15 protein-coding genes are annotated in these 13699 nt (G+C 42.8%); 9 read left to right on the top strand and 6 right to left on the bottom strand.

What is annotated here, in order from left to right:
• Window positions 1-93: 93 nt before the first annotated feature.
• The gene (locus LC586_RS08180; protein ID WP_229484081.1) at window positions 94-798 is read left to right on the top strand and encodes a DevA family ABC transporter ATP-binding protein; all 705 of its coding nucleotides are present in this window, start codon (window positions 94-96) and stop codon (window positions 796-798) included.
• Between the two features lie 195 nt (window positions 799-993).
• On the opposite strand, the gene LC586_RS08175 is transcribed toward LC586_RS08180, so the two are convergent.
• Window positions 994-2838, bottom strand: coding sequence for a tetratricopeptide repeat protein (locus tag LC586_RS08175; protein ID WP_229484080.1), 1845 nt, complete (start codon window positions 2836-2838; stop codon window positions 994-996).
• Window positions 2839-3074: 236 nt separating this feature from the next.
• On the opposite strand from LC586_RS08175, the gene LC586_RS08170 reads away from it, so the two are divergent.
• Window positions 3075-3311, top strand: a complete 237-nt coding sequence (locus LC586_RS08170) for a hypothetical protein (RefSeq protein WP_229484079.1) — start codon at window positions 3075-3077, stop codon at window positions 3309-3311.
• A 368-nt stretch (window positions 3312-3679) separates the two neighbouring features.
• Here the strand turns inward: LC586_RS08170 and LC586_RS08165 are convergent, their stop codons facing one another.
• On the bottom strand, window positions 3680-6061 hold the full coding sequence (locus LC586_RS08165; RefSeq protein WP_229484078.1) for a hybrid sensor histidine kinase/response regulator: 2382 nt from the start codon (window positions 6059-6061) through the stop codon (window positions 3680-3682).
• Window positions 6062-6543: 482 nt separating this feature from the next.
• Window positions 6544-6843 (bottom strand): adenylate/guanylate cyclase domain-containing protein, encoded by a 300-nt coding sequence (locus tag LC586_RS08160; protein WP_309143367.1) that lies wholly within the window; start codon window positions 6841-6843, stop codon window positions 6544-6546.
• Between the two features lie 427 nt (window positions 6844-7270).
• On the opposite strand from LC586_RS08160, the gene LC586_RS08155 reads away from it, so the two are divergent.
• The 5 genes from LC586_RS08155 to LC586_RS08135 all read left to right on the top strand — a co-directional run bounded on the left by LC586_RS08155 (window position 7271) and on the right by LC586_RS08135 (window position 11086).
• The gene (locus LC586_RS08155; RefSeq protein ID WP_229484077.1) at window positions 7271-8917 is read left to right on the top strand and encodes a DEAD/DEAH box helicase; all 1647 of its coding nucleotides are present in this window, start codon (window positions 7271-7273) and stop codon (window positions 8915-8917) included.
• Window positions 8847-10061 (top strand): DUF790 family protein, encoded by a 1215-nt coding sequence (locus tag LC586_RS08150; protein WP_229484076.1) that lies wholly within the window; start codon window positions 8847-8849, stop codon window positions 10059-10061. The genes LC586_RS08155 and LC586_RS08150 overlap by 71 nt, the downstream gene beginning before the upstream one ends.
• Window positions 10062-10076: 15 nt before the next feature.
• Window positions 10077-10313 (top strand): hypothetical protein, encoded by a 237-nt coding sequence (locus LC586_RS08145; RefSeq protein ID WP_229484075.1) that lies wholly within the window; start codon window positions 10077-10079, stop codon window positions 10311-10313.
• 97 nt (window positions 10314-10410) lie between these two features.
• On the top strand, window positions 10411-10653 hold the full coding sequence (locus LC586_RS08140) for a hypothetical protein (protein ID WP_229484074.1): 243 nt from the start codon (window positions 10411-10413) through the stop codon (window positions 10651-10653).
• Window positions 10634-11086: a type II toxin-antitoxin system VapC family toxin gene (locus LC586_RS08135; RefSeq protein ID WP_229484073.1), complete on the top strand. Its 453-nt coding sequence runs from the start codon at window positions 10634-10636 to the stop codon at window positions 11084-11086. Before LC586_RS08140 ends, LC586_RS08135 begins: the two co-directional genes overlap by 20 nt.
• A gap of 28 nt (window positions 11087-11114) precedes the next feature.
• On the opposite strand, the gene LC586_RS08130 is transcribed toward LC586_RS08135, so the two are convergent.
• Window positions 11115-11804, bottom strand: coding sequence for a PD-(D/E)XK nuclease family protein (locus LC586_RS08130; RefSeq protein ID WP_229484072.1), 690 nt, complete (start codon window positions 11802-11804; stop codon window positions 11115-11117).
• A 383-nt stretch (window positions 11805-12187) separates the two neighbouring features.
• A complete protein-coding gene (locus LC586_RS40540) occupies window positions 12188-12316 on the bottom strand; it encodes a hypothetical protein (RefSeq protein ID WP_267921649.1) in 129 nt (42 codons plus the stop codon).
• A gap of 53 nt (window positions 12317-12369) precedes the next feature.
• Here LC586_RS40540 and LC586_RS08125 point away from each other — a divergent pair, with 53 nt between their 5' ends.
• Window positions 12370-12639 carry a hypothetical protein gene (locus LC586_RS08125; RefSeq protein ID WP_229484071.1) on the top strand — a complete coding sequence of 90 codons (270 nt, stop codon included), beginning with the start codon at window positions 12370-12372 and terminating at the stop codon, window positions 12637-12639.
• Between the two features lie 40 nt (window positions 12640-12679).
• Here the strand turns inward: LC586_RS08125 and LC586_RS08120 are convergent, their stop codons facing one another.
• On the bottom strand, window positions 12680-12850 hold the full coding sequence (locus tag LC586_RS08120) for a hypothetical protein (protein WP_229484195.1): 171 nt from the start codon (window positions 12848-12850) through the stop codon (window positions 12680-12682).
• Between LC586_RS08120 and LC586_RS08115 the strand changes: the two genes are divergently transcribed.
• Window positions 12845-13069: a hypothetical protein gene (locus LC586_RS08115; protein WP_229484194.1), complete on the top strand. Its 225-nt coding sequence runs from the start codon at window positions 12845-12847 to the stop codon at window positions 13067-13069. The two genes, LC586_RS08120 and LC586_RS08115, sit on opposite strands and share 6 nt — an antisense overlap.
• Window positions 13070-13699 lie beyond the last annotated feature (630 nt).

Here is a 13699-nt window from a genome sequence, read left to right as displayed (position 1 = left end):
TTAGTCCTTTGTCATTAGTCATTTGTCATTTGTTACTCAAAAGGACTAATGACTAAGGACAAATGACAATCATCACGAGTAATCGAGCTATTTATGACTAGCAAACCCGTCATCTCTGTTAAAAATCTCGACCACTATTTTGGTCATGGTCAACTCCGCAAGCAAGTTCTCTTTGATATCAACCTGGATATTAACGCCGGCGAAATTATTATTATGACTGGGCCTTCTGGTTCTGGTAAAACTACACTTCTCACCTTAGTCGGCGGCTTGCGTTCTGCCCAATCCGGCAGTTTGCAAATATTGGAACAAGAACTGTGTGGCGCTAATAAAGGACAACTTACCCAAGCGCGACGCAGTAACGGTTATATTTTCCAAGCGCACAACTTGCACGGTAGCCTGACAGTACTCCAGAACGTCAGAATGGGCTTGGAAGTACATAATAATATTTCACCTGCAGAAATGAAAACCCGGTCAGCCCAAATGTTAGAGGAGGTAGGATTAGGGCATCGCCTGAATTATTATCCTGATGATTTATCTGGGGGACAAAAACAAAGAGTTGCGATCGCTCGTGCGTTGGTCGGTCGTCCTAAAATTGTCTTAGCAGATGAACCCACCGCCGCCCTTGACAGTAAATCGGGACGAGATGTAGTTAACCTGATGCAAAGCCTAGCTAAAGAACAGGATTGTACTATTCTCTTAGTTACTCATGACAACCGCATTCTAGATATTGCCGATCGCATCGTATACATGGAAGATGGCAAGTTAGTAAATGACACTGCTGTTGTTGCAGCCAGTTAGGTTGGTTTTTTATTAGGATTTTACGCAGAAGAGATCCCCCAACCCCTTAAAAAGCAAGACTGTTTCATTCTGCAAAGAGCTTTAAAAATGAAGGTTTCTAGCAATTAAAAATTGGTTATTTTGTTACCAGTGTGTCGATAAGATGAACTATTTTACTAATATTTAAGTGCTTAAATGTTCATCTCATCGTCACCCTTAAATATCTTGTTTATATTCTTCTAACAATTGCGGAATGTGATCATACCCATCTACACCAATAACCGCAATGATTTTAGGGCGATGTTGCTGTAAGAAATTTTGAAAAGCTTCTGCCCCTATCTGTCCTTGTAAAATTGTTAGTAATCCTGCCGCTTGACGCCATTCCCGAGAAGCAATTTGCTCCAAAAGATACATTCCCAAACAGCCAGTGTAAACAGTTTTTTCAGAGTTTTGTAGATGGTAATAAGCTTCTGATAAATAAGCTAAGTTACGCCCTTGAAGATACAAATCACCGGAAAGTTGTGCTGTTTTAAAGCCATCTTCAAGATATTTAATTGCAGTTTGGTGTTCTCCAATTACTAAATAGGCAATTCCTAAACTGCTGACACATAAGGCTTTACTTTGAATATCGCCTAATTTTTCTGATAATTTTAAACCTTGTTCTAAATAGTTAATTGCGGCTTCATAGGTTTCAGGTTCTAGATTCTCCAGTTGTTGAGCTTGCATAACTTCGCTGTAACCTAAATTTACCAGCGCGTTTGCTTCCCCTGTGCGATCGCCTGCTTGCCGACTCAGTATTAATGCTCGTTGACTGTAGTTAATTGCCTCAGCATAATTTTGCTGTTGCACATAGGTGCGGCTGAGGTGGTTGAGATTGGCGATTTCACAGGGGCGATCGCCTGCATTTCTGGCTATCTCTAACGCCTCCTGATGAAAATCAATAGAGCGCTGGTATTGTCCTAAAGCACGCTGCGAATAGCCTAAAAGGGTCAAAATCCGCGCCTTTTCTTGGGTTCCCTCGCCTCGTCGTAGCGGTTCATCCAAATAATCTAGGGCATCTCGCAAATAAGTGCCAGTAAAAGAGGCAAAAATCCCGCCGTAAAAGGGAAAATATGGACGCTGGGCAAAGGTTCGCAAAATCTGGAGCATAATTTGAGAACAGGCATCGCCGTAAACTTTCCCAATGCTGCCAAAACCACTTGCTAACTGACTCCAAATCACTGCAAAGGTCAAAAAAGTGGAAATGGACAACTTTGGCCCGGCTTTAACATCGTAAGCTTGTTGGTCAAACCAGTTAATTAGTCCCCGTTGCAAGTACTGTAAAATCAATGCCATTTCCACCCAATCTCTAAGGGTGATCCCCCGTTGTCGCTCGGCAAACTCTATTGCAGATTCTTCCATAGCTAAGGTGCGAAGCAGTGCTTGGGGTAACTCACTATTGAGTTGTTTCGCCCAACTTGCCCAAGGGCCACGTTCTCCCGGTACGCCGCCAAATCCCAGAGATTCTTTTTGCTCGTACATCCAACTGAGCAAGTTGTCTTGCAATCGCTGCCAAGAAGCTAAACCACGGGTAATACCTTCGGAAAATTGTTGTAAATCAGCATCTGCCTGGGCAAATTGCTGTAATGCTTTTGACAACTGCTGTAGCTGTTGTAAATTTAGCGGATACTTCTGATTGGGATCAGTAACCCTTAAAAACACCGCTAGACGCTCGTCAGCAGTGGCTGTGGTAATTTCTGTAACTGCGGAGGCGATCGCTTCTGTGGCTTTGTTTTGCTCTTGCCAGCGTTGCCATTGACTTTGAATAGTTTTAATAGCTCTCAAACTCCGAGTAGCTTTAGCTTTTTTGAGTTCGTCTTTTTCACTATCAACTTGGCTTTGGAGAACATTCAGGCGATCGCTCAAAGCTAGCTCAAAGACTTCCCCTGTACCGGAAGTAATTCCTTTAAGCAGCATTTGATACACCATCTCAACAGAGCTAATTTTGCCCTTGAGGGTGGTTTCGACAATTTCATCGATTAAGGCAAGATAGCGATCGCGCAATGGCAAAGAGTCTGGCACTTTGGCTACTAGAGAACGTCACGTCCATTCTAATTCTAGTCTGAGTTTGACCGAGTGGATTGGATGCCTGTAGGGATTGAGAGCATTCGAGGGGTAGGCAATGTCTGACGGGCTGACTAAGGTGGGGCGTTTATACATCTCATAGTGTGTCTAAAAAAAGTTAAACGGAGGTATTGATATATCAATGTATTTGCTATACATTTCTTATGTAAGTTTTAATTTTAGAGGTTTTACGAATGGTTATTAAAATTTTAGAATTAGGTATTTTGACGGTGCTTACCGAAGAAGAAGAAGAAAGCTATAAAGGAGGTATTGCAGAGACCGTTACTGACGTTACCGGAGCCGTAAAGGCAATCGTTAATAACACGGGTGGTACTACCATTCCTTTGACCATAAGTGGTGCTAAGGATGCTGTGAAACTCACTACAGATCCCCTAATAGATGTTGTGCAAAAACAACCTGAAACAACGTAAGTATAAGTTGCTACTAGCAATTTTATAAGATAGAAAGCAGCTATTGTTCCTACGTTTAAAAAGGTGGTATTGAAACAAGAACCGGAGAAGACAAAAAACTTCTCCGGTTTTGCGCCTTGTATCTAGTGCATTTTCCGCTAATATAAATTTTCTACTTTAGTAGGACTTACGCACTGTACAAATGTATCGTGATGTGCATTACCTATCTTGAGGAAGTTTTCAGGCTTTTCTTAATTATCCTGCGATCGTAAATAGACCATACTGTAGGGGCACAGCATTGCTGTGCCCTTACGAAAGATATGGTTTTTAACCTTGCTCCATATTTGGTATTTCTTGTCAATGCGTAAGTCCTATTTTTATTAAACTATTCAAGTACGCCCAGTGAGATTGGCAACTACAGCTGCTAACTCGGCGGGATTAACTGGCTTGGGCACATGGAGTTGAAAGCCTGCTAAGAGGGCTTGCGTGCGGTCTTCTGCCCTAGCATAGGCTGTCAGCGCCACTGCTGGAATCCGCCCACCTTGGTCTGTTGGTAGCGCCCTGACTTGACGAATTAGTGTGTAGCCGTCTTCTTGTGGCATACCAATATCGCTCACTAGTATATGGGGGCGAAATTCTTGCAGGGCAAGCAGTGCATCACTTGCACATGGAGCAGCCATGACTTGGGCCCCGTACTGTCCCAGAATCATGGTGAGCAAATGACGCGCGTCTGCCTCATCATCAACAATCAGCACCCGCAAGCCATCTAGGTTTGGCAGGTAATTGTTAGCGTCTTGGGTATCTCCAACAGATGAAAGCTGCTCTGCGGTATTAGCCTCTACATAAACGGCTTTCATTGGCAGATTGACAATGAATGTTGCCCCCTGTCCAATTCCTGGACTTTCGGCAGAGACTGTGCCGCCGTGTAATTCTACCAAGTGGCGGACGATCGCTAACCCTAATCCTAATCCACCATGCGATCGCGTGATCGAACTGTCTTCTTGACGGAAGCGTTCAAATACATGGGACAGGAATTCGGCAGGAATTCCTACTCCTGTATCGCTCACCCGAATTTGCACGTAGGATTCAATGCGCTCCAATTGCACATCAATTCTTCCCCCCTTGGGTGTAAACTTAACGGCGTTAGAGAGCAAATTCCACACAACCTGTTGCAAGCGGTTGGCATCACCCACAACTACCCCTATTTCAGGGTCGAATTTACACTTGATGCTAATCTCTTTCGCCTGGGCTGCTGGGTACACAGTATCGATTGCTGCCTCTACAAGTGGTACAAGTTTTACCCGATGCATGTTTAAATGAAGTGTGCCTTTAATAATCCGCGAAACATCTAGGACATCTTCGATCAGTTGAGCTAGGGATTTGGTGTTACGCTCAATTGTCTCTAGAGCTCGGCCAGTGGTAGCCTCATCAAACTTGCGATTCCTAAGTAGCTGCGTCCAGCCCAATATGGCGTTTAAGGGTGTGTGGAGTTCGTGGGAGAGTGTAGCGAGAAACTCATCTTTCATGCGGTTTGCAGCTTCTGCATCGGCGCGTGCTGTCTGTTCGCACTCAAGCAATTGTTCGCGTTCTTGCTCTGCTCGCTTGCGTTCTGTAATGTCGCGTTGAGTTCCCCATGCTCTGACTAAAAGGCCATTTTCGACAATTCCTACCAGATTATTCAAAAAATATTTAGAATTACCTTGCTTATCTATTTCATGAGACTCTGCATCGATGAGTCGGTAGTTACAACGGATAAAATTATACAGATATGCAATATTATGTGGATCGGAGGGAACGAGAAAGTCTCCTAGTCTGGCGCTGATAATTTCTTCGGCACGAGAAAAGCCATACATGTGTGCCATAACGTTGTTGCATTCTGCTAAGTAACCATACTGATAAAAAGATTGAATTTGTTCATCTTCTGGACAATCTGGCGAAATTGGTACTTCCAATTCCATACACCAAATACCTTCTGAACTCTGCTCTAAAAAAGCGCGGTAGCGTTCTTCGCTTTTGGAAAGGGCAAGTTCTACTTGTTTGCGTTCGCTTAAATCAAGTACAAAACAGATAACATCCTCTGGATTATTTTCTAACAAGGCGCAACCTAATAGGATGGGAACGCGGCTGTTATCTTTGCGGATGTATTCGTTCTCAAAAGGCTGACACACGCCTTTGGTTTTGAGTTCTGCGTAGGCGTAGCCCGCCGTAGGCATCGCACTGTTGTTAGCTTCAATATATTCTGGTGGTATCATGTCGCGCCATCGAAGCCCTGCTAGCAAATCCTCTTGCGAATAACCTACCATTGTTAAAAAAGCATCGTTAGCTTCTGCGATCGCCCCGTCCATATTGGCTACAATTACCCCAATGATGTTGGACTCTACCAACCTTCTAAATTTTGCCTCGCTCACCTGTAGCTTCTGCAAACTCATTTGAAGATGTTGTTTAGCAGTGCGTAACTCTGAGGTGAGCAAGCTAATAAGTGTTGTCACCAGCATAAATAAGCCTAACCGCACTATGCTGTCAAGATTATCAACAAAAAGCGAAAACACTGGCTCTAAGAAAAAGAAGCTGACGCCTAAAGTAGACAAAGCAGTAGCTAGTAACCCTGCTTTCATTCCGCCATACCAGGTACTAACCGCCACGGCAGGAAAAAATAACAGGAAAATACTTGGTTTCAGTAGTGGCTGTAGCAATAGTGTTAGTAGCAATGCGCTACCAACAGCTAATAATGTCACAGCATAGGGCGCTAGAAGGGAACGTATTCCTTTCAATGTGGCTTCTCCTTGTATGCAGCTAGCTAAAGGATTATTCCCAAAATCAGCTAGACAATGCGTTGGCGTAGCCCGCACTTCTCTACGAGACGCTCTTGCTAGCTTGCTTCCACGTTCGCGGAGCGTGCCGTAGGCAAGTGGTACGGCATGGTTCGACTCCCTTCTCCTGTCGGAGACGCTAACGCGAACGACTGCGCTCAGGGCCAGCCGCTCACCAGCCGCTCAGTGACCATCGTAGACATCGCTCAACATTTATTATGCATCGGAAAAATACACATCTAAGCAGTTAATTGCTATGAATCTATCTAAAGTAGTAAAACTTAGTTTTAGTAAAGGTGCAATAACCTGATAATTGTCGCTCTAATTATATATATTTATTTTTGATTCTCCATCAAAAAGCATAGAGATATTAAGTTTTTAAAGCATTTTTCTTAGGATGTAAGTCATCATTTCTCCCTTGCCTATAACCCAATACAGTTCAGTTAAGCATTTTTTCTTCTCTTTCTTCTCTTTCTTCTCTTCCTTCGTGTCCTTTGCGTCCTTTGCGGTTCGTTAAAAAAATTCACTTTGACAAAGAGTAAAGCCTTAACCCAAGCGTATTGGCCTATAACCTGAATTAAACCTCGTTTATCCAATAAGTATTTATTCTTTAAAAGCTGATAAGTTGCTTCACCAACTTGGATACTACCTGCTATACCATGTGATTCCATTCTACTAGCAGTATTTACTGTATCTCCCCAGAGGTCGTAGGCAAACTTTTTTAGCCCAATTACCCTCGCCACGACTGGCCTAGTATAACGCCAATACGGATGCGAAATAATTGGTTGTTTTCTGCCATAAAAACCAAGAGATAAGATTGATTAATTCTACTAAAATACCGATTTTAACAGAATATATATTTTTCTAATTGTGAACTTGTGCAAATAAAAAATTAGATTAAACTTAAGCAAAGAATTAGCATAATCTGCGCCTGCAATTGCAGCCGTTTCAGCAGAAAGGTTTGTTGTTGTTATTTGTATGATTCGGCAAGGTTATTGTTGGTTTGTCGCTCATACATTCCATTACTAAGAGCGTATCTAGTTGGGTTTTGTCAGAGTTACTTGGATGAATCATGCACTTTTTGCGTTATTAGTAATCAAGGGACTAGGGACTCAATTCTACCCAATCCCCAATCCCCAGTACCCAGTACCTAATCCCCAATCCCCATAAATGGCTCGTACTCCTACATTAAATTTTGATCGTGGCACATTAATTTTGCATCCACCACCACGCGGCAAAGGTTGGATGGATTATGCAACGTGGGATGATAGAGTTGAAAAATTCCGCATTCCAGCAATTAGATACCGATCGCTAGTGGAAGCACTACAAGCGGAAGATGTGAATTTTATCGATGAGGCAAAGCAATTTTATCCTGTAGATTTGGTTTCCAGTCTGGAAATGGAACCATATCCCCACCAGACTGAGGCGCTAGCAGCTTGGAAACTGGCGGGTAGACAAGGGGTTGTCGTACTTCCGACGGCGGCGGGAAAGACTTATTTAGCGCAAATGGCGATGCAGTCAACGCCGCGCACGACGCTAATTGTGGTGCCAACTTTGGATTTAATGCATCAGTGGTATGCACACTTGGTAGCGGCTTTCCCCGATGCTGAGGTGGGATTGTTGGGAGGTGGTTCGCGGGATAGAACAGCTATTCTCGTTGCAACTTATGATAGTGCAGCAATTCACGCTGAGACGTTGGGAAATCAATATGCGTTGATTGTTTTTGACGAATGTCATCATTTACCGACAGATTTTAATCGGGTGATTGCTGAATATGCGATCGCACCTTATCGTCTGGGACTCTCCGCTACACCAGAACGCACCGATGGTAAACACGCTGAGTTAAATATCCTCATTGGTCAAGAAGTATATCGCAAACGCGCTGAAGATTTGGCGGGTAAGGCGTTAGCAGAACATGAAATTGTCCAAATTAAGGTAAAGTTATCGCAACTTGAGCGGGAAAGATACAATCAACTAATTCAAACCCGCAACGACTTTTTAAAGCAATCAAAGATTTCTTTGGGGAGTCTGCAAGGTTGGCAAATGTTCGTGCAAATGAGTGCTAGATCGCAATCTGGACGTAGGGCTATGTTAGCGCATCGAGAAGCGAAAGATATCGCTTTGGGTACTGATGGAAAGTTGCGAATTCTGATTGATTTATTGGCAGAACATTATCCGGCAAGAATTTTGATTTTTACTGCTGATAATACGACGGTTTATCGCATTTCTCAAGAGTTGCTAATTCCGGCAATTACTCATCAAACTCCTGTGAAGGAACGGCATGAGATATTAACAAAGTTTCGAGAGGGTAAATATAATACTTTGGTTGCTTCTCATGTGTTGAATGAAGGGGTTGATGTGCCGGCGGCTTCTGTGGCGATTATTTTATCGGGGACGGGTTCGGCTAGGGAGTATACTCAGCGATTGGGGAGGATTTTACGGAAGGGGAATATTGAGAATAAGCAGGCGATTTTGTATGAAGTGGTGGCGGAGGATACGAGTGAGGAGGGGACTTCGGCTAGGCGGAGAGGGGAGAGGAATAACGAACCGCAAAGGCGCAAAGAACGCGAAGGGAAGAAAGATAAGGAAGGGAAGTTACAAGTTGTGTATGGGAGTGGGAAGGAAAGGAGTTTGAAGGCTGCGGAACAGTTAGAAATTAATTATTCAGTCCAAAATTGTTCGACTGAGCGAAGTCGTTCGCGTAGCGTTCCGCAGGAAAGTCCAAAATCTAAAATCCAAAATTCAGATGTTACCGACAGATTTACTGATGCATCGCCAAAACGGGGAGGAGATCATTCCGAAGAGACTGAAGATTGATCAGAAAACTTCGGAGTTGGCGATTGAGTTAATTAATTATTTTCAATCAGCAGTGGGGAAGACTCAAGGTGTGCTTGAACGACAACTGACTGATTTTGAAGGAGATTCTACGGATTATCGGGTGAAGCGAGGGTTAGGTTATATTCTCAAAAGCAGTTTTTGCACTTTTGAGGTGGTTAGTCCTTTGGAGCCACAGATGTTAAGAGAACGGGTGTTTTCGTTGGCTGCAAAATCGGTTTCTAGTCGGGAATCAACACAAGTTACTCTGAGTAAAATTGCTGATGAGTTAACTCAAGAACTTGAGCGGGAAGTTTTATTAGAACAGGTTCGGAATGGACTCTATGCTGATTTATCTGAAAATAAGATTTTAACTGTTTTTGATGCACCAACAGCGCCAGATTTGTTGAATCGATATAACTTATCTCAGGTGCAGGGTGTATTTTATAAGGCCAGTCAACTGGTGTTAAATGCTCATCGCAATGTTCCGGGTGAATATAAACTGTTATTTCGCTATTTAAAGTTGTTTCAATTGATGGCTTATATTGAGGGCGATGCTGACCACGGGTTTACAATTACCATTGATGGGCCAACGAGTTTGTTTAATCCTAGTACACGATATGGGTTAGCGATCGCTAAACTTATTCCGGCTTTACTTCACGTTACTAAATGGAGTCTTTCTTCCATTCTCCAAACTCGTGATGCTTATACAAATACTTGGAAAACTGGACGTTTTACTCTCAATTCCGAATGTGGTTTGGTATCCCATTATCCACCAGGTAAGCCCTACGATAGTATGCTAGAAGCATCCTTTGCTGATAAGTGGGATGCGTTGAAAAGTGGCTGGGCGTTAGAGCGAGAAGTTGATTTGATACCAATTCCCGGTAGTGTGATGATTCCTGATTTCCGCTTAGTGCATTCTGATGGACGCACCTTCTTATTAGAAATTGTTGGTTATTGGCGACCAGAATATTTACAAAAGAAGTTTTCTCAGGTACGGCGTGCTGGACGTGATGACTTAATTTTAGCAATTTCCGAGCGACTTAATTTAGAAAAGGCGGGAGTAAAATTAAATGATGTCCCTGCCAGAATTGTTTGGTTTAAAGATAAGTTATTGCCGAAAACTGTGTTAGCTGTAATGGATTGATTAAGGAGGAATGAGATGAAAACTATAGAAACAATTGCCACAGTTACCAAAGATGGTAAGATTACAGCGCAGTTACCATTGGATATTCCAGAGGGTGAGCATCTGGTGGTGATAGTAATTGATGAGAAGCCTTTGACTGAGGAAGAACACAAGAAAGAAAATAAAGCGCCTTTCAAATTTCCCGCCTATCCTGTAGGATTAGTCTCAGAAAGTTTAACTTTCCGCAGAGAAGACCTTTATGCAAACGACTAATAACTCGGTATTCATCGATACGAATATTTTAGTTGATGCAAATGTGTCCGAATATCCCTTTCACCAAGCAGTGATGTATTAATCTAATAGAAATAATATGAAAACTATAGAAACAATTGCCACAGTTACCAAAGATGGTAAGATTACAGCACAGTTACCATTGAGTATTCCAGAGGGTGAGCATCAGGTCGTGATAGTAATTGATGAGAAGCCTTTGGCACAGAAAGTAGAGAGCAAGGAAAAACGCCCTCCTCTAAACTTCCCTGTAGATAATTATGGTTATTGGCCTGAGAATCTTTCTCTAAGACGTGAGGATATGTATGGTGATTGGGGTCGCTAACTCTGTATTTCTGGACACGAACATCTTAGTGTATGCAAATGTGTCCGAATCTCCTTTTCACCAAGCAGCACTACAGGCTATTGAAAATCTTTATAACGCAGGAATTGAATTATGGATTAGTCGCCAGGTGTTGCGGGAATTCTTGATGACTCTCAGTCGTCCACAAGCATTGATGAATCCCCGACCTGTTGCGATCATAATTGAGCGTACCCGATTTTTTCAAGCTCAATTTCGAGTAGCTGACGAAACCGCCCAAGTGACAGAAAGACTTTTATCTCTAATGGAGCAAATTGCTATTGGTGGTAAGCAAGTTCATGATGCAAATATCGTCGCTACAATGCTAGTTTATGGTATTCCTCAATTACTCACTCACAACACAGGTGATTTTGCTAGATTTTCGAGATTAATTACTGTTTTACCATTACAAAATTAGACTGCTTGATATTTTACAATCCCCCTCCTCAACCCCAAACACTTCTGCGTTCCCAATATTCAGCGACTCTTTTTTCCCACTGCTCCCAATAATCTTTGATGACTGCTGATTCAAACCAAAATACCTCAGCCGGCATTTCTGGAATCGCTACTACCAACAGAGCGTGCTTTAGCTGAATGCCATAATCTTGATAATACTCGTTAGCTGCTCCTATGTACGCCGTAAGTTGCAGTGGATGTTCATATAAATGCTCAATTGAGCCTTTGGGTTTGTCTGCTGTTTTCCACTCGCAAATACAAGGAATACCTTGATAGCTGGCGATACAATCAACTTTGCCAGAATAACCCAAATCATGATGGAAAACTGAGCCTTCCACCAGTCTAACTATGTCGATTTGTTCTAAAACTGGCTTGATACTTTCCCAATAAGGGCGACTCGCTTCGGGACAAACAGGGTTTTGACCAAGAAGGTAGCGCTCAATTTGTTTGTGTGTTTGGGTTCCCCGACGACTAGCAGTTGTAGTAATGCGGGTAGCTTCTTCTGTTCCAACACGCGCTTTCCAGTTTAATAATCTGTCTCTGTCTGCTTGTGATTTGGTGGCATTAAGTATTGTAGTCACGCTGGGAAAGCGATTTCCCTTGGCATCTACATAATATTGTTTACCATTTTCTCTTTTGGCTGTGGCATTAATGCGTGGTAGCAGTTGGGTATCATGCATCAGTTGGTGTGTTGACTTTGAGATTCCCTGAAGAAGGAAAGTGAATAAAACCCTATTCCATTGTAAGGAATGGGGCTAATCTGGAAGTTTTGTGTTCTGAGGTTGAATGATGGTGTTGTAAAGGCGTCACCCAACAGCCCGTCGGAGACATCGCTTACCTAAAAACTACTAAACTCAAGTAAGTCTGAGATATTGCATCTGTTGCATTACCCGCCATAGGTTAGAAACCTATGGCTAATAGCTAAAGTCTTCTAAAGAAGACTGAGAATGGGTTTTAGTCCACTTGAGTGGAGTTGGGCTATTAGCCTTGCAATTGATTGCAAGGCGGGATATGGGGTTAACTGCTAAATATCTGTGATATATTTCCGAAATAGACAGAGCTACTAAATTATGGAACCTGTAACATTAACAGCAGTTGCAACTGCGTAGGCGTAGCCCGTCGTAGACATCGCTACTATAGTTTTAACTAAAGCTCTAGAAAAAAACAGGCGAAAAGCTTGGGGAAGCTGCATTAAACAAAAGTCGTGAGTTAATCGAACAGCTACGTCATAAAAATAAGTTACCCTTGCTAGCAGATGCAACACAGCAGCCATTAGATTATGGCAAAGCAGTGCTGGAGTTAAAAGCAGCAGCAGACGCAGATACCGAAATTGCTCAATCTGTGCGGGAAGTCGAAGCAGCAGCAAATGCTGATCCCCAAGTAGCGCCGAAAGTCCAGGCGCTAGCGAATGACCTAAACTCGCAACCAGCAGGCGTTATCAATTCTACAAAGTTAGCTGACTCTATTAAAAACGTCTTTCAGGGAAATACTTTCACTGGTACTAATAACTTCTGACTGTACACGCCTGTTGGGGAACGGGCAAAGTTAAATCCCTCTACTGAAACACCGCAAAATTTACCCCTGAGTGGGGTGGTGAAGTTTGTTGGACGTGAGGCTGAACTGCAAAACCTGCATGAGATGTTGCAGGAAAATAATCAAGTGGTAATTGCAGCGATCGCTGGCATGGGTGGACTGGGTAAAACAGAACTGGCCTTACAATATGCAAAGGTGTACAGATTTAGAACAGGCAGAAGAATTAAAGCGATCGCTTTGCCGGGTAATGGTAGCAGTTGCCCAAGATATTCCTTACTCGTCCACCCTTGAGAAAATCACCGCCGTTTCTCCCGAAATTCCTCATATAGCTGAAGTAGCGAATCATCCAAATACTATTACTGTTCGTAAAAATTTAGCAAATTTGCGCGATCGCCTCCCCCCACCACAGTAAGATTTGACTTCTCAGCAAAGCATACCGTGATAAAACTGAAAAGCGCAATCGCTTTAACTCGGCCTTTCCTGTTCTGAACTCTGAGGTAGAATGAGGCTCCCCAATCTACGCCAGTTTTAGTTTTTAGCCTTAACCTCCCCTCAAATCCAGAATAAACTACATGGAGCTACAAATTTACAGGTTTTATGAAAAGCGTACCGTAATAAAACTTGAAGGAGCGTTAGCGTTCGCGCAGCGTCTCGTAGAGAAGCTCACCGAAGGTATCGCCTAGACTAAAATTCATATTGAACTAAGTAAAAATGCCTGATTACTTACTCAAAATGGCATTTGACTTACTCAAAATGAGCTTTTGCTTTCTCAAACCCCAGTTTGCTTTCTCATTTTGGTGTTTTCCGCAAGTAAAATGAGCTTTTGCTTTCTCAAACCCCAGTTTGCTTTCTCATTTTGGTGTTTTCCGCAAGTAAAAGGAGCTTTGACTTACTCAAAAGCAGCTTCGACTTACTCATTTTGGTGTTTTCCGCAAGTAAAAGGAGCTTTGACTTACTCAAACCCCAGTTTGCTTACTCATTTGAGTAATTCACGCATTCATTTTGGTATATCATTGAGCCGAAAGAAAAGCGTAGGCGTAGC

The sequence above is a fragment of the Nostoc favosum CHAB5714 genome (assembly GCF_020829495.1).
In the GTDB taxonomy this organism is placed as follows: Bacteria; Cyanobacteriota; Cyanobacteriia; order Cyanobacteriales; family Nostocaceae; genus Nostoc; species Nostoc favosum.
The sequence above is the reverse complement of the archived record's forward strand: the minus strand, read 5'-3'. Positions and strand labels throughout refer to the sequence as shown.